This window comes from Pseudarthrobacter sp. lyk4-40-TYG-27 (assembly GCF_030209295.1).
In the GTDB taxonomy this organism is placed as follows: domain Bacteria; phylum Actinomycetota; class Actinomycetes; order Actinomycetales; family Micrococcaceae; genus Arthrobacter.
The window spans coordinates 81,327-106,534 of sequence record NZ_JARVSH010000005.1 but is presented as its reverse complement, the minus strand read 5'-3'; the positions used below and the strand labels follow the sequence as shown (position 1 = coordinate 106,534).

General features: G+C 65.2%; 24 protein-coding genes. 14 read left to right on the top strand and 10 right to left on the bottom strand.

Annotated features, from left to right (window positions below):
• Nucleotides 1–13 precede the first annotated feature (13 nt).
• Both QRM96_RS11195 and QRM96_RS11190 read right to left on the bottom strand, forming a co-directional pair.
• The gene (locus tag QRM96_RS11195; RefSeq protein ID WP_018760952.1) at nt 14–421 is read right to left on the bottom strand and encodes an SRPBCC family protein; all 408 of its coding nucleotides are present in this window, start codon (nt 419–421) and stop codon (nt 14–16) included.
• Complete coding sequence (locus QRM96_RS11190) at nt 418–732, bottom strand: ArsR/SmtB family transcription factor (protein WP_285319728.1); 315 nt, start codon at nt 730–732, stop codon at nt 418–420. Before QRM96_RS11190 ends, QRM96_RS11195 begins: the two co-directional genes overlap by 4 nt.
• A 177-nt stretch (nt 733–909) precedes the next feature.
• On the opposite strand from QRM96_RS11190, the gene QRM96_RS11185 reads away from it, so the two are divergent.
• Nucleotides 910–1,644, top strand: a complete 735-nt coding sequence (locus tag QRM96_RS11185) for an EAL domain-containing protein (RefSeq protein ID WP_285319727.1) — start codon at nt 910–912, stop codon at nt 1,642–1,644.
• Here QRM96_RS11185 and QRM96_RS11180 read toward each other — a convergent pair.
• Nucleotides 1,641–1,946, bottom strand: coding sequence for a hypothetical protein (locus QRM96_RS11180; protein ID WP_285319726.1), 306 nt, complete (start codon nt 1,944–1,946; stop codon nt 1,641–1,643). The genes QRM96_RS11185 and QRM96_RS11180 overlap by 4 nt on opposite strands.
• A 47-nt stretch (nt 1,947–1,993) precedes the next feature.
• On the opposite strand from QRM96_RS11180, the gene QRM96_RS11175 reads away from it, so the two are divergent.
• A complete protein-coding gene (locus QRM96_RS11175) occupies nt 1,994–2,353 on the top strand; it encodes a VOC family protein (protein WP_133831780.1) in 360 nt (119 codons plus the stop codon).
• Nucleotides 2,354–2,410: 57 nt separating this feature from the next.
• On the opposite strand, the gene QRM96_RS11170 is transcribed toward QRM96_RS11175, so the two are convergent.
• The gene (locus QRM96_RS11170; protein WP_285319724.1) at nt 2,411–2,755 is read right to left on the bottom strand and encodes a hypothetical protein; all 345 of its coding nucleotides are present in this window, start codon (nt 2,753–2,755) and stop codon (nt 2,411–2,413) included.
• A gap of 97 nt (nt 2,756–2,852) precedes the next feature.
• Here QRM96_RS11170 and QRM96_RS11165 point away from each other — a divergent pair, with 97 nt between their 5' ends.
• Nucleotides 2,853–3,377 carry a flavodoxin domain-containing protein gene (locus QRM96_RS11165; RefSeq protein ID WP_285319723.1) on the top strand — a complete coding sequence of 175 codons (525 nt, stop codon included), beginning with the start codon at nt 2,853–2,855 and terminating at the stop codon, nt 3,375–3,377.
• A 73-nt stretch (nt 3,378–3,450) separates the two neighbouring features.
• Here the strand turns inward: QRM96_RS11165 and QRM96_RS11160 are convergent, their stop codons facing one another.
• On the bottom strand, nt 3,451–4,440 hold the full coding sequence (locus QRM96_RS11160) for a patatin-like phospholipase family protein (RefSeq protein ID WP_285319722.1): 990 nt from the start codon (nt 4,438–4,440) through the stop codon (nt 3,451–3,453).
• Nucleotides 4,441–4,629: 189 nt separating this feature from the next.
• Here QRM96_RS11160 and QRM96_RS11155 point away from each other — a divergent pair, with 189 nt between their 5' ends.
• Entirely contained in the window at nt 4,630–5,103 is a 474-nt protein-coding gene (locus QRM96_RS11155; protein ID WP_285319721.1) for a GNAT family N-acetyltransferase, read from the top strand.
• A 75-nt stretch (nt 5,104–5,178) separates the two neighbouring features.
• Here the strand turns inward: QRM96_RS11155 and QRM96_RS11150 are convergent, their stop codons facing one another.
• Complete coding sequence (locus QRM96_RS11150; RefSeq protein ID WP_285319720.1) at nt 5,179–6,219, bottom strand: metallophosphoesterase family protein; 1,041 nt, start codon at nt 6,217–6,219, stop codon at nt 5,179–5,181.
• Between the two features lie 273 nt (nt 6,220–6,492).
• On the bottom strand, nt 6,493–8,112 hold the full coding sequence (locus tag QRM96_RS11145; protein WP_285319719.1) for an HNH endonuclease signature motif containing protein: 1,620 nt from the start codon (nt 8,110–8,112) through the stop codon (nt 6,493–6,495).
• Between the two features lie 228 nt (nt 8,113–8,340).
• On the opposite strand from QRM96_RS11145, the gene QRM96_RS11140 reads away from it, so the two are divergent.
• From QRM96_RS11140 to QRM96_RS11095, 10 genes are all read left to right on the top strand, one after another.
• Nucleotides 8,341–8,799 (top strand): hypothetical protein, encoded by a 459-nt coding sequence (locus QRM96_RS11140; protein ID WP_285319717.1) that lies wholly within the window; start codon nt 8,341–8,343, stop codon nt 8,797–8,799.
• A gap of 214 nt (nt 8,800–9,013) precedes the next feature.
• Nucleotides 9,014–9,877, top strand: coding sequence for a MurR/RpiR family transcriptional regulator (locus QRM96_RS11135; RefSeq protein ID WP_051083420.1), 864 nt, complete (start codon nt 9,014–9,016; stop codon nt 9,875–9,877).
• A gap of 61 nt (nt 9,878–9,938) precedes the next feature.
• Nucleotides 9,939–10,850 carry an NAD(P)-dependent oxidoreductase gene (locus QRM96_RS11130; protein WP_285319716.1) on the top strand — a complete coding sequence of 304 codons (912 nt, stop codon included), beginning with the start codon at nt 9,939–9,941 and terminating at the stop codon, nt 10,848–10,850.
• A gap of 37 nt (nt 10,851–10,887) precedes the next feature.
• Nucleotides 10,888–12,435: an aldehyde dehydrogenase family protein gene (locus QRM96_RS11125; RefSeq protein WP_285319714.1), complete on the top strand. Its 1,548-nt coding sequence runs from the start codon at nt 10,888–10,890 to the stop codon at nt 12,433–12,435.
• A 7-nt stretch (nt 12,436–12,442) separates the two neighbouring features.
• Complete coding sequence (locus tag QRM96_RS11120) at nt 12,443–13,669, top strand: amidohydrolase (RefSeq protein WP_285319713.1); 1,227 nt, start codon at nt 12,443–12,445, stop codon at nt 13,667–13,669.
• Nucleotides 13,666–15,054 carry a DUF3100 domain-containing protein gene (locus QRM96_RS11115; RefSeq protein ID WP_285319711.1) on the top strand — a complete coding sequence of 463 codons (1,389 nt, stop codon included), beginning with the start codon at nt 13,666–13,668 and terminating at the stop codon, nt 15,052–15,054. The genes QRM96_RS11120 and QRM96_RS11115 overlap by 4 nt, the downstream gene beginning before the upstream one ends.
• 263 nt (nt 15,055–15,317) lie before the next feature.
• Nucleotides 15,318–16,409: a type I restriction endonuclease gene (locus QRM96_RS11110; RefSeq protein ID WP_285319710.1), complete on the top strand. Its 1,092-nt coding sequence runs from the start codon at nt 15,318–15,320 to the stop codon at nt 16,407–16,409.
• Nucleotides 16,406–17,071, top strand: coding sequence for a DUF8548 family protein (locus QRM96_RS11105; RefSeq protein WP_285319709.1), 666 nt, complete (start codon nt 16,406–16,408; stop codon nt 17,069–17,071). Before QRM96_RS11110 ends, QRM96_RS11105 begins: the two co-directional genes overlap by 4 nt.
• Before the next feature lie 322 nt (nt 17,072–17,393).
• Entirely contained in the window at nt 17,394–17,960 is a 567-nt protein-coding gene (locus tag QRM96_RS11100) for a DUF6932 family protein (protein WP_285319707.1), read from the top strand.
• Nucleotides 17,951–19,012, top strand: a complete 1,062-nt coding sequence (locus tag QRM96_RS11095; RefSeq protein WP_285319706.1) for a hypothetical protein — start codon at nt 17,951–17,953, stop codon at nt 19,010–19,012. Before QRM96_RS11100 ends, QRM96_RS11095 begins: the two co-directional genes overlap by 10 nt.
• 696 nt (nt 19,013–19,708) lie before the next feature.
• On the opposite strand, the gene QRM96_RS11090 is transcribed toward QRM96_RS11095, so the two are convergent.
• The 3 genes from QRM96_RS11090 to QRM96_RS11080 all read right to left on the bottom strand — a co-directional run bounded on the left by QRM96_RS11090 (nt 19,709) and on the right by QRM96_RS11080 (nt 24,753).
• Complete coding sequence (locus QRM96_RS11090) at nt 19,709–21,766, bottom strand: ABC transporter ATP-binding protein (protein ID WP_285319705.1); 2,058 nt, start codon at nt 21,764–21,766, stop codon at nt 19,709–19,711.
• Nucleotides 21,763–23,511, bottom strand: a complete 1,749-nt coding sequence (locus tag QRM96_RS11085; protein ID WP_285319703.1) for an ABC transporter ATP-binding protein — start codon at nt 23,509–23,511, stop codon at nt 21,763–21,765. The genes QRM96_RS11090 and QRM96_RS11085 overlap by 4 nt, the downstream gene beginning before the upstream one ends.
• Before the next feature lie 150 nt (nt 23,512–23,661).
• Nucleotides 23,662–24,753, bottom strand: coding sequence for an SDR family oxidoreductase (locus tag QRM96_RS11080; RefSeq protein ID WP_109045659.1), 1,092 nt, complete (start codon nt 24,751–24,753; stop codon nt 23,662–23,664).
• Nucleotides 24,754–25,208 lie beyond the last annotated feature (455 nt).

Genomic DNA, 25,208 nt, shown 5'->3' with positions numbered 1-25,208 from the left:
GTATGCGCCGATCTCAGGAGACCTCGGCGAGCAGCCCGTCAATCCTTGCCAGCAGGCCCGGCCAGCCGTTGCCCATGCCTTCGATCGCATGGCGGCCCATGGGGGTATCGAGGCGGAAGCCGGCGTGCTCGAAATGGAGGATCGTGCCGCCGTCAATGGGTTCCAGCCGCCAGGTGATGGTGGTGTCCAGCTGGCCTTCGGCGAAGAGGAAGCTGATGGACGTGCCCGGGTCCACGGCGAGTACCTCGCACTGCTGCCGGCCCCAGGAGTCCATGTCCATGGTGAAGCGGTGGCCCACGGCGGGTGCGATGTTGCCCGGCGCCCACCACCGGGCCAGCAGTTCGGGTGTGGTCAGTGCGGCCCAGACCGCCGCTGCGGGATGCGGGAAGCGGCGTTCGAGCCGAATGGCGTTATCTGTCATGACGGTTTCTCCTCGTCCAGAAGGTCGGCCAGCGCATCCAGCCGCTGGTTCCAGTAGTGCTCAAAGTGCTTCACCCAGCCGCCGATCTCGGCGAGGGCGGCAGGCTGCAGGTGGTACACCCTGTTCCTGCCCTGGCGTTCTTCCCTGACAAGGCCTGCCTCGCGCAGGACTGCCAGGTGCTCGGAGGCGGCGGGGCGGCTGAGGTCCAGCAGCCCCGTGAGTTCGCCCGCCGTTCGGGGTCCTTGCCGGAGCTCGTCGAGGATGACGCGCCGCGCCGGGTTGGAGACGGCGGCAAAAACATCAGGAAGCACAATGGCAGTATATGTCGGACTTATCCGACGTATCACCGGATGCCGGCTGAACAGGGGAAAGGATTATCCCGCGCACCTGCCCGGCCGTGTCCTACTCTTGAGTAACCATTCGAGAGGACCCCAACTTTGGCATGCGACGGCTGCACCACATCTTCACGGCTTGATTTCGACTTCAGCATGGCTTTCCAGCCGATCTATGACGCTGTTGCCGGCAGGGTGTGGGGCTATGAGGCGCTGGTCCGGGGCGTGGCGGGCGAAGGCGCGTACGAGGTCCTGCGGAGGGTTTCCCCGGAGCAGAAGTACCGCTTCGACCAGGACTGCCGCGTCAAGGTCATCGAACTGGCGGCGCGGCTCTTCCCGGCCGGCGAGAACCTGATGCTCTCCATCAACTTCATGCCCAACGCGGTCTACGAACCGGCGGCCTGCCTCCGCGCGACACTGCTTGCGGCTGCGAAAGCCGACTTCCCGTTGTCCTCGATCATGTTCGAGTTCACGGAGAACGAAGAAGTCACTGACACCGCCCACCTGACCAACATCATCACCGAATACCGCAAGCACGGCTTCATCACGGCGATCGACGACTTCGGGGCCGGCCATGCAGGCCTGGGACTCTTGGTCGACTTCCAGCCGGACCTGATCAAGATCGACATGAAGCTCATCCGCGGCATCGACGGCAGTCCCGCACGGCAGGCAGTGGTCGCCGGCATCGTGGCCATCGCCGGGGACCTCAACATCACCGTGCTCGCCGAGGGCATCGAAACGGAGGCGGAATACCGGGTTTTGCAGGCAGCCGGTGTCCGCCTGCTCCAGGGCTATTGGTTCGCCAAACCGGCGTTCGAGCAACTTCCCGAGATCCATGTACCCGTTGCCACCGCTGGCGGCGTGCAGGGCCTGGCGGTCTTCCCCCGCTAGCGGCGGAGGGAGCCAGCCCGACGGCCCGCAACCATGCCTGCCCAGAAAGAGAGCACTAGCAGTCCCACGCCGGCAAAAGCCAGGCCCGCCTGCGTGCCTTGCGTGATGAACGCAGCCCCGTTGGCGCTGAAAGGCTGGTTGCTCAAGGGAGCGTAGGCAACCCAGCCCGTGAAGTCGCGATTAAGGTACGCGACGAGGCAGCCGACCAGCACTGCCGCCAGACCGAGGCAGGGCACGACGACGGCGGGCAGTTTGGCGCGTTTGGATGGTCGTTCTTCCCCGGATGTGTTGTTTTCCCCCATGCAGGCGAGTCTAGCCGGACCTGCCCCGGCCGGTTTAGGCTGGGCGGATGTTGACCATCGGCACCATCGTCCTCGGCGTCAACGACGTCGCCGCCGCTACCACCTTCTGGCATGAAGCCCTCGGCTATGTCCCCCGGGAACCTGGTGACGACACCTGGGTGACCCTCGAACCGCCGTCGGGCCCCGGCGCCCACCTGTCCCTCATGCTCAGCGAAACATCTGTCCAGGCTTACCCGCGGATCCATCTGGACCTGTACGCGGACGATCAGGCCGCGGAGGTGGAGCGGCTGGTCTCCCTCGGCGCCAAGCGCGTGGACTGGGATATGTACCCGGAGGACCCGGACTTCGTGGTGCTTGAGGATCCGGACGGCAACCGGTTCTGCGTCATCGACAAGGGTCCGGAGTAGCGTCCCTGGCGGCCTACAGGCAGCCAGCCGGGCTAGGAGTCCTGGCCGGCAGCCCAGTCAACGGTGGTTCTTGCGCTGCTTTATAACGTGAAGCTCACTGCTTTCGGTTTTCGCCTTTTTTTCAGCACGTTTCTCAAGGATCGACTTGCCGACCTTTTTGGCCGCTCCGCCTTTTGATTTTCCAGACACCGGAACCACGCCCTTCTCTCGCGTTAACGGCCACCATACGCTCTTTTGCTTTTTTAGCCAGTCCCGCCGTCCTGCCCGGCCTGGGGCTTGGATTGGCGGCAGAATCGGGACCAATGACGTGACCTGGCCAGTTATGGCGACTTCATAATTTTGACGGCCTCCGACATTCTTTGCTCCTTTTGTCATCCCCTCTGAGAAGTGCCAAAGGCTCATGCGCCAAAAACTTCCGGGACGTTGGGCCCTACGCCACGGACCGGGAATTCGGCAAGGTAATACAGGACCCGGTCCGGACACCACCAGGAGGCCAACGATGGGCAGCATCTACATCCCGTACGGGACCACCGAGGGCCAGACGGCCAGGATCGCCGAGTTCATTGGGGACGTCATCCAGGCGCATGGGCACCAGGCCCGCGTTGCGGACATCAAGCAGGCAGGCGACTCGATCCCGCCCGGGTGTGACGCGGTCCTGGTGGGGGCATCGGTGCACATGGGCAAGCACGAGGAATACGTCCAGGACTTTGTCCGGAAGAACCGGGAAACCCTGGAGCGGCTCCCATCCGCCCTGTTCTCCGTCAGCCTGGCCGCGCACGGGGATGCCGAAAACGCCGAGAGCTACGTCCGGGAGTTCGAGGAGCAAACCGGTTGGCGGCCGGCCCATGTGGCGCTGTTCGGGGGCGCCCTGCTGTACACGCACTACGGGTTCATCAAGCGCCTCATCATCAAGAAGATCGCCGGCGACAAGGGCTCCCTGGACACCGATACGTCCCGGGACTACGTCTACACCGAGTGGGACGGCGTGAAGAGGTTCGCGGAGGATTTCCTGGCCACGCTGTAGCGGGGCACGTTCGACGCCGGGCGCCCACCCGCCGTCGAACGCGCAGCCGCCGTCGAACGCGTCCCCGGAGGCGTCAGCTCCAGAAGGCGGCAAGCCGCCCGGCAAGGGCCCTACCTTGGGTGTAGCCAGCCTGGGCGGCTGCGGGGCGCACCCGCAGGTCCATGGCGTTGGCACCGAACAGGTGTTCCGAGCCGGCGTCCGGGAAGACCGTTTCCACCACGCTGCCGGTGGCCCGCAGCTCATCGGCCTGCGCTGCGAGCTGCATGTTCCACTCCAGCGGCATCCGTGTCCTGCCCCCGAAGGGCGAGAGGACCAGCACCCGCCCGCACCCGGCCGCCAGGTCGGCGTTCTCGTTGCGCCGGTAGCCGCCGTCGATATAGCTGCTGTTCCCGATCCCGTACGCGAAGCCGCTGGCGCAGCTGGCGGCCACGGCGTCCACCAGGTCCACGCCGCTGTGCCGGTGGAACACCACCGGTTCGCCACTGTGGGCATCAACCGCGGTCATCAGCAGCTCGTGCTGCGGCCATTCGAGCGTGGGGAGCCGCGTTGCAACTGTTGCGCGCCACTGCTCCCGGAGGGAGCCGCCCTGGGCTGAACTCTCCCCTGCAGAACCTGCCGGCGACGCGCTGTCCTGCACCGGAGCGGTCGCCGTTGAAGGGTTCCGGGCAGCCGCCATTTCCAGGGCAACCGCACCCATCCGGCGGCGCATGTCGGCCGCATCCTCGGCGGCGGCAATGATCCTGCCGGTCCGCTCCAGGTGGTCGGACACCGGCCTGGCAGGGGCATGGCCGGCTGCAGGGCGTTGTGGCGGCAGCGGCGCGTCCAGGATGGCGGCATACAGTTCAGCCGGGGGCGCCCCGGCGATCTGGGCTGCGGCCGTGGATCCGGCGGAGGTACCGATGACCCGGTCGGCCCGGGTCACGTCCAGTCCGGCATCGGCGAGGCCGGCCAGGACGCCGATCAGCCAGGCATTGCCTGTTGATCCGCCGCCGCCGAGGACCAGTGCGCGGCCGGGAAGTGACCCCTGGGAGGGGTGTGGGTGGGAGGAAGGTGTTGTGTGCATGGGAGTCGCCTTTCGCGAATTGCCTGGTTGGCGCTCCCGGCGGCGGCTAGTTCAGCCGCGCGATCGTGGACTGCGAGGGAGCACCCATTGCGGATACTGCATTCATGGGTCTCACCTCCTGCGTTCGGATCACGATCACCCGAATACTCGCACACCGCGGCGCGGCTGGCAACCGGTAAATTTGACGCAATGATTGCCATAGACCGGGACAGCCCCGAGCGGGACGACGTCCACCGCCTCCTGAGCGAACACCTGGCGGACATGTACGCCACATCGCCGGCCGAAAGCGTCCACGCGCTGGACCACTCTGCGCTCTCCGCCCCATCCATCACGTTCTGGACCGCCCGCGAGCAGGGTGCACTGCTGGGCTGCGGGGCACTCAAGCTCCTGGGCTCCACACCGGGCGCAGCCGGGAAGGGCGAGATCAAGTCCATGCGCACCACCACATCGGCTCGGGGACGAGGCGTCGCCAGCCTCATGCTTCGGCACATCCTCGCCGACGCGCGGTCCCGGAACCTGGAGCGCGTCTACCTGGAAACCGGGACCGAGGACTACTTCGCCCCGGCCCGACGCCTCTATGCCCGCCACGGATTCACCGAGTGCGCACCATTCGCCGGCTATGTGCTGGATCCCCACAGCGTGTTCATGGAGCTCCGGCTCTAGGACGGCCGGTTTCCGGCACACAGGAAAGCGGACGACGGCGGGTGGGCGCCCGCCGTCGTCCGCTTCAGTGTGGTGCTACCCGCTGTACGGGACCTTTTCCCAGCTCAGGACGTCTGCGCCTTTGGCGTTGTTGCCTGAAACGGTGACGCGGAGGTAGTCGACGGCGTTGTTGGCGCCGTCCACGGTGATGCGCTGCAGGTTGTCCGCGGCCGGCGAACCGTAGATATCCAGCCAGGGCGAGCCGGCGGCAAGGGGCTTGTTCTGGGCGAAGACGTGGCTGTCGCCGTTGACGAGGTAGACCGGGGCGTCGAAGTGGTTCGTTTCGTCCACGATCGCCTGCACGATCTCCCGGAAGCCGGACACGGTCTTGGGGTCGGCGGCGGCGTCGGCGAGCAGCGCGGGATCGAACATGTCCGCCTGCTGCATGAGTACCACGGCCCGGTCGTTGCTGCGCTTGGCATCGGCGAAGGTCTGGTGGATCTGGGCCAGGACGGCGTCCGTGCGGTGTTCCACCTCGGCGAGCTGTTCCGGCGTGGGAGCGGTCTTGCCCAACCCCGTCCACGGCAGGAGCGAGTTGTTGCTGCCTTGGACGTTCAGAACGGAGAAAGCCACCCGGTTCTTGGTGAAGCGGACGTCCTCGGGCAGCCCCAGGTTCGCCTGGCTCTTGACGGGCATGGTGGCGCCAAGCGTCTTGCCAGGTTCGTTGAAGAACACCTCCCTGATCTTGTCCAAGCGCTCCAGCGGGTTGTAGGCGCCGTTGTTGGTTCGGTGGCAGTCCACCCATTCGTTGTCGCCCGGCGTGTAGACCAGCGGGTGGGTGAAGGTGTCGAACTGGGAGCGGATGTAGGAGAAGTACTCGTTGGAGCAGATGGAGGAGCCGTTCTTGATGTCGCCCACGTGTGCTACAAACTTCAGGTCCTCATCGGCGTTGAGGTCCCGGATGTGCGACGGGAACTTTGCGATCTCGGCCGCACCATAGGGAATGTCGCCGATAACGCCGAAGGTGAAGGCCTGGCTGCTGTCGCTTGTGTTGTCGGCTGCCTGGGCGGGAGCTGCGGCTGCTCCGGCGAGGGTGGCGAGGACGGCAAGCGTGGCCAGGGTGGATCTTACGAACACGGGGTACTCCTTGGACGGTGGGCCTTCCGCCCTTTGTATCGCGAGCCGCCGGGCAGTGGGTGCCTGCCAAGGCTTGTCCGCCCGAAAGAACGGAGGTGGACATGGTGGTTGCGTAGGGATGAACTGGCCGGGACATTGCTGGGGCACGGTCATGGGCCGGGCACGGAACGGACGACGGCGGCACGCATCCGCCGTCGCCCCCCTTCGCTGCATCGGCCGCTGCGTCGGCGCGGCAGTTTCGCCGCAGCAGTGTTCTAACTTTGTGCCGTGGCGTCACGAGGCGAGGTACGCCACGATGATCTCCTCGAATGGGCTGGCCCCGCACGGTGGGCAGCCCGGCGGCACGATCCACTCCCCTGCCGGGAATCCTGGCGGCCATTGCGGTTTCTGCCAGTCAGGTTGTTCGGCCGGATAGTGACGGCCGGCAGGGGAAGTCCATCCGGGTGGCTCGTTCATGGTAGCCGGAGTAGGCGTCCACGTGGAGCTGTGTTTCAGGCGGTGGTGCTTGGGACACAGCTGCCCGAGGTTGCTGATTCCAGTGGTTCCACCGTGTTGCCAAGCGGTGAGGTGGTCTGTTTCGTTGTCCTGGGTGTGGTTGCTGCAGCCGGGGAAAGTGCACCTGCCGTCACGCATCCGGATCCACCGCTTCATGCTTTCCGGCAGCCGGTAGCTGGTGCGTCCGATTTCCAGCGGCGCCCCGTCCCGCGGGTCCACCAGCACCCGGTAGAACGAACCAGCCCCGTCTGCCACAAGCCTGCGAGCCATGGACGCCGGAATGGGACCAAACCCGTCCAGGTCGGCTGGTTCATCCGTGAGACCCAGAAGGGAAAAGACGGGCACTGTGACCAGGACGTCTGCTCTTGGTGTGGGAATCCTGCCCAGGTCAACGGCGTAAGGGTTGCCGTCCTCGGTATGGGGGCCGTTGCCGGCATCGAACGAGCGGCCGGCATCGTGGCCGACGTCGCCGGCGGCACCGGGGTTCGAGGCGTCGCGGTTCGAGGCGTCTCCCGCAGCCCCGGGGTTCGAGGCGGCACCACCCGCGCCACCAGCCCTGGCACCCATCAGGAGTGCGGCCGCGACATCGGCACGCAACTGGGTCAGGGTGCGGCCCTCCCCAGGGCCCTGCAACCCGCGGGCCACAGCGGACGCCTTATTCCACACCGCGCAGGCCGTATCGCCGGGAAGGTACAGGGAAAGCCACGCCATGCCGTCCACGTCCGGCCGGTATTCCATTCGCCGGTCCGCCACGCCAATTGCGTGCCGCTCTTCCAGCGACTCCGGAAAGGTGCGCTCCCGCCAGGCCCGGACCTTCCGCCGGAAGCGCGACGGCACCAGGTCTCCGGGCGCGGCGCCGCGGGCAGGGTTCGGATCCTCGGGGTCGAAGAAGTGGGCCACCAAAGCCGCAGCACGTGCGGGATCGAGCCCTGTGGTTTCGTCGACCACGGCGCGGGCGTGCTGCCATGAAATGGTGCCTGCCTGCAACGCATCCAGAGCCGCCGGCAACGTGGTGGTCAGCGCGTGGGCCTGCCCCAGCAGGGCCGATGCGGCGCGTTCGCCGATGGTGAGTACGCAGGCGATCTCCGCCACCATTGTCATTTCCTGGGCTGATTCCCTGTATGCGCCGACCGGGGGTGCCTCCAACAGGGTTGCCGCCTCCGCGTGCACGGCGATCATCCTGACCTTGGCCGCGGCTGTTGCCGCCTCAATCCGGGCCAGCACTTCCAGTCCCTCAAGGGAGGCTTCGGACAGCTCCCGCAAGGGATCGGGCCCTGCGCCAGCCGGGCTGCCTCCGGCCACGAGCCGATCCAGTTCATGGACCAGCCCGGCCACAGAAACGATCGCAGAGTCGATTGCCGCCCTGCCTCCCGCACCTGCCCCCACACCGGTTTCCATAACCAAAATCTTCGCAGCAGGGTCTGACATTTTGGGGTGAGGCCAACAACCTGCACCCCGGCTGGAACAGACAGCCCGCGAGGTACCAAAGCAGCCGCGCAGCACGGAGGCGTACGACGGCGGGTGCCCACCCGCCGTCGTACGCCTTGCCAAGGTGCTGAAGGGAGCCTGCGGGTACGGGTTCCGGGCCGTAGGCTGGGATTTCAGCTTTCTGTAGGGGGAACAGAAATGAAGCACATCATTACCGTCGGCACGGCCGTTGCAGCCCTTTTCGCGCTGGCGGCCTGTTCAGCGCAGGATCCCGCGCAACCGGCTGCCGCGAGTCCCGCTCCCGCGGTCCAGCGGGAGCTCACCACCAAGCTGCTCGTCTCGGATGGGGGCACCAAGGCACTCACAGTCGAGAATGCACCGTCAGGGCCGCGGGTGGAAGCCACGGTGGCGGGACAGGTGTCCAGGGATGGCGCCGGGTGCGTCATCCTACTTGGGAATGACGGCACCGACTGGACCTTGATCTTTCCGGCGGGCACCAGCCTGGACGGGGAGGCTGCGGTTTTGCCGGACGGCTCGGTCTTGACCCACGGGGACCACGTAAGCGTGGACGGGAACAGGGTTCCGGCCAACGAGGGCGCGAGCATGTGCTTGAACTACGCGAGGCTCTTGTCGGTTGAAAGGGCCGCAGCAGGCTAGGTTTTACATCCCCGAAACGCAAAACACTGTTCGCAAACGAAATTGCAGAGTACATTAGATGCAATTGAACTTGCAGAGTGATCTGCGTTACAGGATGGGCACCAGCGTGAACCCCAGCGCTTCCACAGAGCAGGCAGAAGAGCAGGCACCAGGGCAGGCAACCCAGCCGGCAGTAGTGTCAGCAGCAGAGCCAGCACCCGGGCGCGCCGCCGACATTGACGGCAACGGCTCCGGCATCAGCTCCCACGCGTGGCTTGGTGATGCCCTGCCGGACGTTGCGCTGACCAAGGCCCAGAGCCGCGTGGTGGAGGTCATCCGCCGCAACCCGCAGCTGTCCTCCTACGCGGACATCGCCGAGATTGCCCAGCGCGCGGACGTGAACAGCTCCTCCGTGGTCCGCACGGCACAACACCTGGGCTACCGCGGCTGGCCTGACCTGCAGCGGGAACTCCGGTCCCGCTACCTGGTGATGATCTCCACCGAGGACACCCTTACCGAGCACGGCGAAACCCGCAGCCCGCTGTACGAAGCCATCACCCACGACATCGAAAACCTCCGCCTGACGCTGGACTCGAACACCCCCGAGGAAGCCGAGGCGGCCATCGCCGCGCTGGCGTCAGCGAAGTCCATCACCGTCGTCGGCATCGGCTCCTTTGCCGGCCCCGCCAGCGTCATGGCCCACCTGGGTTCCACCATGGGTTACCCGATCAGCCTGGAAAACCGTGCCGGCCCCCACTTGGCGTCCAGCACCAACAGCCTTGGGCCCGGTGATGTCCTGGTGGTGATCAACATGTGGCGCTCCGTCAAGCAGATCATCATCGCCGCCGAAGCCGCGAAAGAGGCAGGCGCAACGGTTGTTGCCATCAGCGACCTGCGCCGCGGCCGCCTGGCCACCGCCGCGGACCACCTCCTGGTGGTCGCTTCCGAAGGCATCTCCTTCTTCCAGTCCGTCACCGCCGCAAACTCACTGGTCTACGGTCTGCTCGCGGGCATGGAGGCAGCACATCCGGAGCGCAGCCGGGCCACCATCCGCCGCACCCAGCAGCTCTGGAAAGACCTGGACATCTACCTCGACTAGCTGCGCCGCAAATACAAAACCGCGGCACGCAGAACCACCAACAGCCACCAGGAGTACCTCTATGAACGAGCCACAAAACAACCGCGTCGCCGTCATCGGCCTCGGCGCCATGGGCGGAGCCATGGCCGCCACCCTGCACAAGGCGGGCTGGGACGTCACCGGCTTCGACCCCTCGGAAGCCGCCCGCCAAGCAGCCGCAGAAACCGGCATCGGCACCACGGACACCCTGTCCAGCCTGGCCGGAACACCTTACGCAGTCCTTTCACTGCCCGCTGCCGGCATCGTCGAAACCACCGTGCCGCAGCTTCTGGCCAGCCCGGGAACGGTCGCCATCATTGACACCACCACCTCCGAGCCCGCCACCAGCAAGCACATGGCCCAACTCGCGGAGGCCGCCGGCGCGGCGTTCATCGACGCCCCCGTTTCCGGTGGGCGCGACGGCGCCGCAACGGGAACGCTCAGCGCCTTCGTGGGTGCCACGGACGCCGCGCTGAAAGCTGCCGAGCCGGTTCTGCTGGCGCTCACCGGCGGCAACTACAGCCACATCGGCGGCCCCGGCAGCGGCAACGTGGTCAAGCTCCTCAACAACGTCCTGGCCGCCGCGAACCTCGCCTCCGTGGGCGAGGCGCTGGGCGTGGCCAAGGCCTACGGCATCGATCCCGCTACGGCAGCGGCCAGCATCAGCGGAGCCTCCGGCGGCAGCAAAGTCTCGGCCGCCATGTATCCCAACTGGGTCCTCACCGGCACGCACGATTCCGGCTTCTCCATGGGCCTGATGGCCCGGGACGCCGCCCTTGCCGTGGACGTTGCCGCCCAAATCGGCGAGAAGCCCGCGCTTCTGGCCGCCGTCGCCAACCAGTGGCAGGAGGCCCTTGCAGTCCTTGGCCCGCGGGCTGACTTCACCGAGATCGCCCGCACCGTGGCCCCCGCCATCACCCCGGCCGGCGCCCCGGCCTCCACCTCCGCCGCCTAGAGCCCACGCGACTACATCCCCCAAAGGAAACAAGAACTTGAGTATCACCACAGCACCCACCTCCTCCTCCACGGCCACCGCCAGGTCGGTCCTGGACGCCGCCTTCCCGGGCGGCCTCGGCGCGTTCGTTGACGGCCGCGTCGCCACCGGAAGCGGAGACAGCATCACGCTCACCGCAGCGGCCACCGGCGAGCCGTTCGCCACCTACGCGGACCCCGGCGCCGAAGGTGCCAACGCCATCCTGGAAAGTTCGACGGCGGGCGCCCGGGTGTGGGGCGCGCTGAACGGCTTCGAGCGGGCCGCCATCCTCCGGAACGTCAGCCGCGCCGTGGAGCAGCACGCCGAGGAACTGGCCATCCTCGAGTCCGCCACCACCGGCAAGCCCATCCGGGACGCCCGGGCAGAGGCGGCCAAGGTGGCCGAAATGTTCGGGTACTACGCCGGGTGGGCGGACAAGCTCACCGGGCAGACCATCCCCGTTCCGGGCAACTGGCACACGTACACCGAGCGCGTGCCGTGGGGCGTCGTCGTCGCCATCACGCCCTGGAACGCACCGCTGTTCACCGCCGGCTGGAACTCTGCCGCCCCATTGGCCGCTGGCAACGCGGTGATCATCAAGCCCAGCGAATTCACCCCGGCGTCGTCGGTCCGGCTGGCCCAGATCGCCCATGAAGCGGGCCTGCCGGCGGGCGTCTTCAACGTCGCCGCGGGCCTGGGCCAGACCGTGGGCGCGGCACTCACCACCGACCCGCGGGTGGGCAAAGTCAGCTTCATCGGTTCGGTCCCCACCGGGCGCCGTGTCGCCGTGGCCGCAGCCCAGGCGGGTATCCCGGCCCTGCTGGAGCTCGGCGGCAAGAGCGCCAATATCGTCTTCGCCGACGCCGACCTGGACCGAGCCGCGGACGGCGCCATCTCCGCCATCTTCTCGGGTGCGGGCCAGTCCTGCGTGGCCGGGTCCCGGCTCCTGGTGGAGCGCAGAGTGCACGCCCAGTTCGTGGAGATGGTCGCCGCCAAGGCCGCCCTGCTGCGGGTGGGTGATCCGCTCAGCGCAGACACCGAGGTGGGCCCCATCATCACCGCGCAGCAATTTGCCACCGTCACCGGCCTGATCGAGGCGGGAATGGACGACGGCGGCCGTCGCCTCACCGGGTCAGCGTTGCCGGAGGCGTTGAGCGGCTCGGCGCTGAAAGGCGGCCACTGGGTGATGCCCACGCTGCTGGACGGCGTCACCCCGGCGAACCGGCTGGAAACCACCGAGGTGTTCGGCCCCGTGGTGGGGGCGGACGCGTTCGATACCGAGGCCGAGGCAATCGCCCGCGCCAACAACACCAGCTTTGGCCTGGCCGGGGCGGTGTGGACCTCGGATGTGTCCCGCGCCCACCACGTGGCCCGCGAGGTCAAGGCCGGCACGTTCTGGATCAACTCCTACAAGACCATCCACGTGGCGGTGCCGTTCGGCGGGTTCGGGGATTCCGGCCACGGCCGTTCTTCCGGCCCGGGCGTGCTGGACGAGTACACCCAGACCAAGGCCGTGTGGGTGCCAACGCGCGCCGCCGGATCCCCCTTCCCGTCACTGTCCTACTAGGAGACCCATGCACACGACTGACACAACCCCCGCCGCAGGTGCGTTGCGCACTGCCCTGGCGGACGGCGTCGAACGCTGGAAACCCCGCGTGGAGGCGCTGGCCAAGGACATCCACGGCTTCAAGGAACTCTCCTTCGAGGAAGTGAAGTCTGCCGAGGCCATCACCGCGCTGCTGGCTGAGGGCGGCTTCGAGGTGGAGCACGGCAGCGCCGGGCTGCCCACCGCCTTCACGGCGACCGCCGGCAGCGGCGACCTGACCGTGGCGCTCTGCGTGGAATACGACGCGCTGCCGGGAATCGGGCACGCCTGCGGGCACAACCTGATCGCCGGCGCGTCGGTGGCCGCGGCCCTTGCGCTGCAGCCGTACGTGGATGAGCTGGGCATCACGCTCAAGGCCATCGGCACCCCCGCGGAGGAGCACGGCGGCGGCAAGGCGCTGATGCTGGAGCAGGGAGCGTTCGACGGCGTGGGGCTGGCTTTGATGGTCCACCCGGTCCAGGACGGGGTCACCTACAACCCGGCCGGGACCAGCGCCCAAGCCGTGGGCCGTTACAAGGCGACGTTAACCGGCAAGGCCGCTCACGCGGCTGCGGCCCCGCACCTGGGCGTGAACGCCGCCGATGCGGCGGTGCTGAGCCAAGTGGCGATCGGGCTGCTGCGCCAACAGATCCCGTCCGACCACCGGATCGCCTGTTTTGTGGCGGAGGCCGGCCACGTCACCAACATCATTCCGGAGAAAGCCGTGGTGGAGTTCGAGTGCCGGGCCTTCACCCTGCCCGAGTTCGAGGCGCTGCTGGTGCGGGTGCGGCGCTGCTTCGAAGGGGCGGCGCTGGCCACCGGCACCACGCTGGCGTTCGAGGACACCGAACCGCTGTACGAACCGCTGATCCAGGATGACGACCTCGCCGCGCACTGGACGGCGGCGATGGACGCGTTCGGCAAGGACACCTCGCCTGCGGCAGGCCTGAGCGGCGGTTCCACGGACATGGGCAATATCTCCCAGGTCATCCCGTCCCTGCACCCGTGGCTGAGCATTCCCGGTGCGGACGTTCCCATCCATTCGCACGCGTTCGCCGCCCTGGCGGACACTCCGCAGGCGTACGGGGTGATGTTCGAGGCCGGCACCGCGCTGGCCTGGACCGTTGCCGCGGCTGCCTCAACCCCCTCCCAACGTCAACGCTTCACCCAAGCGGCGTACCGCCGTCGTACTTTCACCCAGGAAGGCGCATCATGAGCACTGTCACTACAGCCCGGACCGATAAGGCCGGCACCAGGCTGACCATCCCCATTGCCGCTTTGGCGTTCGTGATTGCCCTCGCCGTCCAGTTCATCGGGCAGGCGAAGATCGACCTGGGCATCGGCGCCATCATCATTTTCCCCATGGTGTGGGGCCTGATCCTGGGCCTGCTGGTGTCCATCCAGAAGTTCAAGCCGCTGGGCATCGACCTGCAGCGGGTGGCGGCGGCGCTGGTGGGCGTGGCCGTGCTGCTGCTGGTGGCGCGGCTGGCGTTCAACATCGGCCCCAGCCTGCCCACCCTGTTGAAGGCGGGCCCGGCGCTGCTGCTGCAGGAGGTGGGCCACCTGCTGGGCACCATCGTGCTGGCGCTGCCGCTGGCTGTGCTGCTGCGGATGGGCAAGGCGACGGTGGGTGCCACGTTCTCGCTGGACCGTGAGCCGTCCTTCGCCATGGTGTCCGAGAAGTACGGGCCGGACTCTGACCAGTACCGCGGCGTGCTGGCCATGTATGTGTTCGGGACGCTGTTCGGTGCCGTTTTCATCACGCTGCTGACCTCGCTGGTGGCCAACTGGAAGATCTTCGATCCGCTGGCGCTGGCCATGGGTGCCGGCGTGGGGTCCGGTTCCATGATGGCTGCGTCCGTTGCGAGCATCACCGCCGCGTACCCGGGCGACCAGGACGCTGTCCTTGGGATGGCCGCCGTGTCCAACCTGATCACCACGGTGCTGGGTGTGTACGTGGGCATCTACATTGCGCTGCCGCTGGCGGACAAGTTCTACCGGGTGCTGACGCGGAAGCAGGCGAGCCGTGAGGTGGTTGCTGCCGGTGCTGGTGCTGGTGCTGGTGCTGGTGCTCCCGCTGTATCTGCTGCCGACGCCGAGCGCGAGGCCGCCCAGGCTGAGGAGAACCGGCTGTTCCGTGAGCGTGTGGCCGAATCCTCCGCGGTGATCAAGCTGCCGTTGTGGCTCTCACTGTCCGTGCTGACGGTGCTGGGTATTGGAACTGCTTCCGTTGCGGCGAAGGGCTTGTCGCTCTCGATTGTGCTGGGGTATGTGGTCCTACTGGCGCTGGTTCTGGTGAGCATTGCGCTGGCCAAGGTCACCAGGAAGATCTCGGCGATCGTGTTCATCACGACCATCGGCGCGTACATCTCCAGCCCGTGGTTCTTCGGGGCCGAGGCGCTGAACGCGGCGGTCAAGACCGTGGACTTCCTTTCCATCGCTACCGTGATGCTGACCCTGGCCGGCCTGTCCCTGGGCAAGGACATCCCGCTGCTGAAGAATATCGGCTGGAAGATCATTCCGGTGGGGCTGCTGGCCATCACGGCCTCGTTCCTGCTGTCCACGGTGATCGCAGAGTTCGCACTGGGGCTGTGGCACTGAGGTAGGTTGCAGCTCCCTTGTGGCGGCTTGGGCGGAGCGGACGACGGCGGGTGGGGACCCGGCGTCGTCCGCTTTTGTTTTGTAGACCGGGGGTTCAAATCCCCCGGCTGGTACTCGACTGGGACTCAGTGCAACATGACGGCGGCAGTTGGGGTATTGCGTGTAAATGTCCCTCCTCGGATGTAAGTTTTGCTGCAGCAGCATCAAACTGCTGTTGGGCACGCAGTGGTGTCCAGCTACTGGGGACTTATCGGGGGTAAGGCATGGAGTTCGCGGAAAAACTTTCGGCTCTGGCGGCAAAGGTGCGGCAGCAGCGGGGTGTCATTCAAACAGAAGAGGCAACCAAGAACGCATTCGTGATGCCATTCATCTCGACAATTCTTGGTTACGACGTCTTCAATCCGCTGGAAGTCGTTCCCGAGTTCATTGCCGACGTGGGGCTCAAAAAGGGCGAGAAGATCGACTACGCCATCGTGAAGGACGGCGAAGTCCAGATTCTGATCGAATGCAAGAAGTCCACTGAGCCGGTGAAGATCGAGCACGCATCACAGCTCTTCCGCTACTTTGCGGTCACCAATGCTCGGATTGCCATCCTTACCAATGGCGAGGTCTACCAGTTCTTCACGGACCTCGACGCGCCGAACCGCATGGACGCCAAGCCCTTCCTTGTGCTGGATCTGAACGACATCGACCAGTCTTTGATCCCGGAACTGCAGAAGCTGTCCAAGGATGTTTTCGATCTCGACTCGATCATTAGCGCCGCGGGCGAACTGAAATACATCGGTGAACTGAAGCGCACCTTGGCTGCGCAGTTCAAGGAACCAGAAGATGAATGGGTCAAGTTCCTTACAGCCAGGGTCTATTCCGGGCCGTACACGCAGAAGGTGCGGGAGCAGTTCACCACGCTGGTTGGGAAAGCCACCAAGCAATTCCTCAATGACCAGGTGAACGAACGGCTGAAGAAGGCGCTCGGCAACCCTGGTTTCCCGCAAACCGAGGACGCCGCGGTAGCTACCGCCGTGACCAGTGCTCCAGTCGCAGAAGCGGACCTCGCCGAAGCTGACGGTTTGGAGACGACGCTTGAAGAAATTGAGGGCTACCAAATTGTGCGCGCCATCGTTTGCAGCGAAGTAAAGCCAGTTCGCGTGGCGCAGCGTGATGCCAAGTCCTACTTTGCTGTGCTACTCGACGACAACAACCGCAAACCCATTGCACGGCTGCACTTCAACCGAACCCAGAAGTACATCGGCATCTTTGACGAGAGCAAAGAAGAGACTCGAGTTCCGATCAACTCGCTCGAGGAGATTTACGAACACACCGAAGCACTTCGAGCGACGGTGAAGAGCTACCTGTGACTGCGGCAGCCAGCGACCTCGATCGGCTCTTGGTCGCAATCGCCAAGATTCCTACGCCGTGGAAAGAATGGCCGGGCGGCTACCCCACTAGGCTGGACCTAGCACTGATTGACGCTGTCATGTCCATTCGTTTCCGTTACGGCCGGGAACGCAGCGATGGCTCGTGGACTGGAGCCCGGGGAGCGGTACTGCGCTACCAAAAGCACTCGGAGCACGTGTCCCACAGCGAGAAGATGAGCTACTTGGCCGGCCAGGACCCTGTTGCCCTCGAACGGGTTCTGAACCGCCAAAAAGTCCATGCGGGAAAGACCAAGGCGAGCGCCATTGTGGAGGCGGCGCAGCGCCTTGTCGGTATTGGGGTTACAGAGCCGGGAGACCTCCAGCCAGACAATGCTGAACACAGGAAGCAGTACATTGGCGTCTCGGGGCTCGGACCGATTACTTGGGAGTACCTGACCATGCTTCTTCACAGTGACGGGGTCAAGGCAGACACCTGGATCACCAGGTTTGTCCAGCAGGCTCTACAGAAACTGGTGTCCAATGAAGAGGCAGGGGCTTTGGTCAAGGAAGCTGCTCAAAAACTGGAAGTGACTGAAAAATCCCTCGATCACGCCATCTGGAGTTACGCCAGCACCGGAGGGTTGAAGATAAACCCCAGATGACCCGGGACTGAAAGCGCCCGGGGAGGCTCGATGAACGGATCGAAGAAGCCGAAGACAAGTGGCACCCCACTGGTGCACCGCTAACGTTCGTCTTGTTTTGTTACCTTCACCCTCTGCCGTAGCCGCCGGGTCGTAGGCACGAGTGGATGAGTCAAAGAGACGCGTGCACCGCCCGCCCAACTGAAAGGACTTGACGTGGTATATAGACGGACCCGACGGGTCAAAGGCCCTGATCAACCGGGCGCACACCGCCAGCCCAGGGTCCGGGCGGTTCGGGGAACAAAGACGGGGTTCTCGATGCTTACATATGCATAATGGACACATGATTCCGCCGATGGACCCGACCACCAACTTCCTGCCGCTTGGTAGGTATGCATGCACGCTCGCCGAGTTGGAACAGGAGTACGTGAGAGATCCGAAGTTTTCCACGTCTACAACGCGAACTGAGATATACGAGGATCTACTGGATGCGCGGAAGATGTTAGATGCTGTATCGCAGGATCTAGTCGAGTTGGTTTGGGTAGGCGGAAGTTTCGTTACAGGCGCTCTTGACCCAGACGATATTGATTGTACTTTCGTCATCAATGGCCCAGCGTTTCGCGCACTGTCGAGCAACGGCAAGCGCGACAAAGTCATGAAGTTCAACAAGAATGGGTGGCTACGGGACAGGACCGGCCTACGCGTGGAGTCTTTCCTCTTGATCCGCGAACCGATCGCTAACCCTTGGTTCAAAGACGGTTTGAACCCCGACGCTGTTGAGTACCTCAGCGTCAGGGGTGCGTGGGACGATTGGTGGATGAGGGTCAGGTCGAACCCCGACAAGACGGCCGAGCCCATACTTGCAGATGCCGAGCCGAAGCGTGGTTACTTGGAGGTGAGTTGGAATTGAAGCGCGAGCGTAACGTAGATGCACTTTGGGCTGCCCTTATGGATGGCGAGCCCGAGGTGGACGAAAGCCGGCCCATCACCTCGATGTCTATCAATCAACAGTCTGCAATGCGATTAGCTGCGAAAACGGCAAGCCACGCGGCGGCAGTTGACCGAATGAAGCTGCGGTTTTCGGGCCAGTCCACGGTGGATCACCGCCTTGCAGTTCGGACTGCCACTAAGGGCCTTTTAGCGATACAGGAATCGCTTAGTTCCGTCGGAGCTAGCATCGTTGACCACATTGGAAAGGCAGGCCGTTGGCCCGCAGAAATCATCGCGGCGACTGAACTGAAGTTCACCCCGCGCGTCCTTCCGGGGTCGATCGAGTTTGCACTGGTGCATACCCCCCCAGGAGAGGACGATCAGGCACTTTTCAAAGTTGAAAAAGAAGAGCCATTATTCGAACGCTCGCTTAGCGCCTTGCTCGCACTGTTTGGCAGCCTTGCCGATGACAACTTAGCTACGAAGACCGTCACCGACCAATTGGTGAGTTTTGGGCCGCGAACATCCAAGCACCTCTTTGACTTAGCGCAGCTTCTTGTCGCTGAGGATTTGTCTTTAGACGTGGAGTGGAGATCTCCTGAAGGAAAGGTGAACGCAGCCGTAGTTGGACGCCGGTCTGCCGCCTACTTGAAGGAGTTGGCGAAAGCCAGTGCATCGAGCACGCGAGAGCGCGTCCTCATAGGTCAGCTGATAACGGTCAGCGAGGTGGACAAACAGGGACTGCTCCTTGACGACAGTTCAAAAGTCCTGTTGGAGGCTGGTTCGGATTTCCAAGACGAACTTGCCGCCCTGTATCGCCGCCGAGTCCAAGCCCGGGTTGAAGAGACTCTGACCGTGAATTTGTCGACCGGTGCAGAGACGAGAAACTACGTCCTAACGGCTATAGCACCATTCGGGGCCGCCTCTTTGGCGCAAGGTGACCCCGGCTCTGTGCAGCAGGACTATGCCGGATGGGCAGACCTGACCCTAGAGGAACAATCTAGAAGCGACATTCCCAACGAGACTCTCTAGGAAACGAAAACCGCTTCACTAACAAATGGCCCCTTTTGGGGCCGAAAACCTTTCGTGCATAACGACTAGGCCCCCACCGGCTCATCAAACAGTGGGGGCCTTGTCGTTTACTAAGCGCTGGCGGGTCATCGGTCCCGAAAGGTTAGGTTGCCTCGCCGCCATCGTCCCGTGTTAGGGACGCTTACGCCCCATCCGTTTTACCGGGCGTCTTGACCGCCTTATTGCCCGCGCGGCTGTGCGGGCGGCTCGGGCGCTGGAACGGCAGCTGCTTCGGCGTCCACGTACCACGATGGTTTGGCCTCTCCGGGGCGGAACACCACGTCTAGGCCCGTCTCCGGGTGGACTGTGTGCACGTAGTCCTCGAACACGGGCTAGGCCGTGTACGGGGATTAAGCGAACGTGAGCGGGGTGGCCCGCCGTTCGTTGGATAGCATCTCAATCTCCTATCGGTACGGCTGAGCCCAGACGGGCAACGCCTCCCCCGGCATGAACGTCACCGGGTGCCCATTGGGGTCGGTGAGGTTCATGATCCGGAGGGCGTTGATCGGCGTCTGCCCTGCCCATGGAACTGAGGACGGTAACCGCCCATCCCCGGCGCCCTGCCAGTACGGGAATGTGTCCGGCGAAACTTCGATGATGGTCAGTTATCCCTACCCTCTGGCACCGCTCGAAGGTAGCACCATCACAACTGATCCCTTAGACCTCCGCCACCGGCGCCGCGAACTGTGCCTCGTACAGCCGCGCATATGCCCCGCCGGCGGCCAGCAGTGACGCATGGGTACCCTGCTCCACGATCTGCCCTGCCTCCATCACCAGGATGAGGTCGGCGTCGCGGATGGTGGACAGGCGGTGCGCGATCACGAAGGACGTACGGTCGGACCGCAGGGCACTCATGGCCTTCTGCACCAGCACCTCGGTCCGGGTATCCACCGAGGACGTCGCCTCATCCAGGATCAGCACCGACGGCCGGGCCAGGAACGCCCGGGCAATGGTCAACAGCTGCTTCTCGCCCGCGGACACGTTCGCGCCCTCGTCGTCCAGCACGGTTTCGTACCCCTCGGGCAGCGACCTCACGAACCGGTCCACGTAAGTGGCCCGGGCCGCCTCCAGGATCTCGTCCGAGGAAGCGGTGGGCCGGCCGTACGCGATGTTGTCCCGGATGGTCCCGCCGAACAGCCACGTATCCTGCAAAACCATTCCCATCCGCGAGCGCAGATCGTCCCGGGTCATGGTGGTGATGTCCACGCCATCCAGCGTGATCCGCCCGGCGTCCAGCTCGTAGAAGCGCATCATCAGGTTCACCAGCGTGGTCTTGCCCGCCCCGGTCGGCCCCACAATCGCCACCGTCTGCCCCGGCTCCGCCACCAAGGACAACCCCGAAATCAGTGGCTTGTCCGGCGAGTAGGAGAAGGACACGTCCTCGAACACCAGCCGCCCGCGCCCGGCACCATCCGGACTCTGCAGCGAAGAACCAGAAGGATCAGCAGACTGCTCGTCCGTATCCAGCAGCTCGAACACCCGCTCGGCAGAGGCCACACCGGACTGGAGAAGGTTGGCCATGGACCCCAGCTGCGCCAGAGGCTGCGTGAACTGACGCGAGTACTGGATGAACGCCTGCACATCGCCCAGCTGCATGGCACCGGACGCCACCTGCAGGCCGCCCACCACCGCGATCCCCACGTACACCAGGTTCCCGATGAACGTCATGGCCGGCATGATCAGCCCGGAAATGAACTGGGCACCGAAGCTCGCCTCATACAGCTCCGCGTTCTTCTGCCGGAACCGCTCCCCCACCTCACGCTGCCGGCCGAACACCTTCACCAGCGCATGCCCGGTGTAGGTCTCCTCGATCTGGCCGTTCAGCTCGCCCGTGTTCTTCCACTGCTGCACGAACAGCTTCTGCGAGCGCTTGGCAATCAGCGCGGTGATCCCCAACGTCAGAGGAATGGTCACCAGGGCGATCAGCGCCAGCGTGGGCGAGAGGATGAACATCATCACCAGTACGCCCACCACGGACAGCACGGAGGTCACCGCCTGGCTGATGGACTGCTGCAGGCTCTGCGAGATGTTGTCCACATCGTTGGTGACCCGGCTCAGCAGCTCACCGCGCTGGATCGAGTCGAAATAACGCAGCGGCAGCCGGTTGATCTTCGCCTCGATCTTCTCGCGCAGCCCGAACACCGTCCGCTGCACCACGCCGTTGAGCACATACGCCTGCCCCCACATGAACGCCGACGCCAGCACATACAGCACCAGCGCCCAGGTCAGCACGCTGCCCAGCGCCGCAAAATCGATCCCGGCACCCGGCGTCAGCGTCATGGCGCTGAGCATGTCCGCCTTCTGGTTCTCCCCCGCCGCCCTCAGTTGCGCAATCAGCTGCGCCTGCGTCACGCCCGGCGGCAGCTGCTTGGACACCACGCCAGAAAAGATCAGGTTGGTGCCCTCACCCAGCAGCCGCGGACCAATCACCTGCAGCACCACGCCCGCCACGGCCATGACCAGCACCAGCATCAGCCACAGCCGTTCCGGCCGGAGGGTGGCCAGCAGCCGCTTGGCCGAGGCGCTGAAGTTCATCGCCTTCTCCGCCGGCACGTTCATCCCGGCAAACGGTCCGCCACGTCCGGGTCCGCCGGCCGGGCGCGGGATGCGTACGACGGCGTCCTGGCCGCCTTTGCCGCCACCTGCGGTTCCAGCAGGCGTACCTCCGCCCGGGCCGGTTCCGGCGGGGCGGGTTCCTGCGCGGTGCGTGCTCATACCGTCTCCTCCGCTGCCAGCTGGGACGAGACAATCTCGCGGTACGTCTCCGACGTCTCCAGCAACTCGTGGTGCGTGCCGTGCGCAACGATCCTGCCGTCGTCGAGCACCAGGATCTGGTCTGCTTCCACGATGCTGGACACGCGCTGGGCGATGATCACCATGGTGGCCCCCGCGGTGTTGCGCTTGAGCGCCTGGCGCAGCCGGGCGTCCGTGCCGGTGTCCAGGGACGAGAACGAATCGTCAAAGATGTAAAGCTCGGGCCGTTTGACCAGGGCCCGGGCGATGGCCAGCCGCTGCCGCTGCCCGCCGGAGACGTTGGTGCCGCCCTGCGAGATGGGCGCGTCCAGCCCCTCCTCCATCTGCTCCACGAAGTCGCGCGCCTGCGCGATCTCCAGCGCGGTCCAGAGCTCGTCCTCGGTGGCGTCCGGGTTGCCGTACAGCAGGTTGCTGCGCACAGTCCCGGAGAACAGATACGGCCGCTGCGGCACCAGGCCGATGTGCCCCCAGAGCAGGTCCGGATCCAGGTCCCTGACGTTGACGCCGTCCATCAGGACCGCCCCGGAAGTAACGTCGAACAGCCGCGGCATCAGGTTCACCAGGGTGGTCTTGCCCGAGCCCGTGCTGCCAATAATTGCCGTGGTCTCCCCCGCGCGGGCGGTGAAGCTGATCCCGGACAGGACGGGCTGGTCGGCACCCGGGTAAGCGAACCCGACGTCGCGCATTTCCAGCTCGCCGCGCCGCGGCTTGCCGGCAAAGGCCGCGCTGGTGACCGGGTTCTCCGGCGGCAGGACGCTGGAACTGGTGCCCAGCACCTCGCCAATCCGGTCCGCCGATACTGAGGCGCGCGGGATCATCACGGCCATAAAGGTGGCCATCATGACTGACATCAGGATCTGCATCAGGTAGCTCAGGAACGCGATCAAGGTGCCCACCTGCATGGACCCGTCCTCGATCCGGAACGAACCGAACCAGATCACCGCCACGCTGGAAATATTCAGGACCAGCATTACCACGGGGAACATGAGCGCCATCAGCCGGCCGGCACGCAATGCGACCTCCGTGACGTCCCTGTTGGCACCGGCAAACCGTTCCGTCTCCATGTCCTCGCGCACGAACGCCCGCACCACCCGGATACCGGTGAGCTGCTCGCGCAGCACCCGGTTCACGGTGTCGATCCGGGCCTGCATCTTGCGGAACAGCGGCACCATCCGGGTGACAATGAGCCCGACGGCGATCAGCAGCACCGGGACGCACACCGCAATGAGCCAGGACAACTGGGCGTCCTGCCGGATGGCCATGATCACCCCGCCGATGCTGAGCATGGGCGCGGCAACCATCAGCGTGGCGGACATCAGCACCAGCTGCTGGACCTGCTGGACGTCGTTGGTGGAGCGGGTGATAAGGCTGGGAGCCCCGAACTTGGTGACTTCCTGCTCGGAGAACTCACCCACCCGTTCGAAGATGGCGCCGCGCAGGTCCCGGCCCAGGCCCATGGCCGCCTTGGCGCCAAAGTACACGGCGATGACGGCACACACGATCTGCGCGAGCGTGATCAGCAGCATGAAGCTGCCGGTGGACAGGATGTAGCCGGTATCGCCCCGGGCCACGCCCTGGTCAATGATGTCCGCGTTCAGCGTGGGCAGGTACAGGGATGCGATGGACTGCGCCAGCTGGAAAACCACGACGGCGGCCAGCAGCGGCCGGTGCGGCCGGAGGTATTCAACGAGTAGCTTCCAGAGCATGGGCGGCTCCAACCTGACGGTGTGTCCACAAACGTGGTGCGACAGTCAGTGTACGTCCGGAAACTGGGACTTGGCCGGGGGTTTCCGCCAGAACTTTCAGGGTTCACTGACGGCGTACGGCAGGCCGTTTTGTGAGGCCTTTCGTCCCCCTCAGGGAATCAGGTTGTCGGCGCGGTAACGGTCAAACAATGCCGTGAAGGAATCCAGCGTCCGACGGTATCCCGTGAAGCCGGCGTCCCTGCTCTTGCCCATATCCGTGACCACTTCGATGCCGCGCCCCAGGTCGCCGTCCGTGTGCCACCAGGACGCCACCCGGTCCAGTTCCGGTTCGCTGAGGTTGTGGTCCGCGGCAATTTTCCGCCATTGGTCCGCCCGCCCCGCCATGGACTGTTCGAGGGGACGGGGCGCATCCTGGTAGCCCTCCCACTCCACGCCAAAGTAGGCCGAAAGTTTCGGCCACATCCAGCGCCAGCGGAACACATCGCCGTTCACGATGTTGAAGGCCTCGTTGGCCGCCGCCGGCGTGGTGGAAGCCCACAGCATGTGCTCGGCAAGCAGCCCTGAGTCCGTCATGTCGGTCAGGCCGTTCCACTGCGTCTCGGAGCCCGGGAAGACAAACGGCTCCCCGCTGTCCCGGCATAAGGTGGCCTGCGCCGCCAGGGTGAGGCCCATGTTCATGGCGTTGCCCACCGCGTGCCCGATCACCGTATGCGCGCGGTGCACGGACCAGGTGAATCCCTGCCGGGCCGCTGCCGCCCAGAGCTCATCCTCCTGGGCGTAGTAGAAGTTCCGTACCGGAAGGCGCGGTTCCTCCTCGTGGAAGGGCGTGTCCGGCATTTCCCCTGCGGCATACGCTTCGAACGGTCCCAGGTAGTGCTTGAGTCCGGTCATCAGGGCGACGTGGGCCACGTCCTTTCCCCGGAGTGCGGCGAGGAGGTCACGCACCATGCCCGCGTTGACGGCGATGTTCTCTTCCTCGGTGGCCCGCCGCGACCAGGCGGTGAAGTAGACGTGGGACGGATTCTCCGGACCAAGCACAGCGGCCAGCGACGAAGCCGAGGTCAGGTCTGCGGAGAGCCACCGGACGCCGGGGCGCTCGGCTCCGGGCCTGCGGGACAAGGCAAGGACTGCCCAGCCTCCGCCCACCAAGGTATCCACCAGGGCGGATCCTGCGATGCCGGTGGCACCCACCACCAAAGCGGTCCGTCCGTTGCCTGCTGTTGTTCCTGATCCGATGGTCATGGTGCTCCTTCTCTAGGTGCCGGGGGTCTCCGCGCGCCGACGCGGCCTTCCGCTGTGGCGGAAGGCCCGCGCGCTGCTTCGCGCCGGGAGGTTGGGCCGCCTGCTGGTGCCGATGACGGCCCTCTTGCGACAAGCCGCAGCCTCCGGCAGATATTCCGTCCCTAGCCGGCAGCCGTTCCAGGCGCATCGGGCCGGACCCGTTCGGCGAGCGCGATGACCGGCGCCAGGGCCGGGTTGTTGTCCGAGTCCCCGGGGCAGGCAGAGGTGCAGGGCTTGGAAGGTGCCCGTCGTGTCAGGCTCGATCGCCCACGCAAGCCGGTGGAGCGCACTCGCCAGCCGGCCACGCAGGACGGACCAACGGCTCCGAAATGCGGGCTTACGCCGGTTGACCAACTGTTACAGATACTCCGGGACGGGACCATGGGCCATCAAATTGGGGGCCTCCCCCCGTGCCT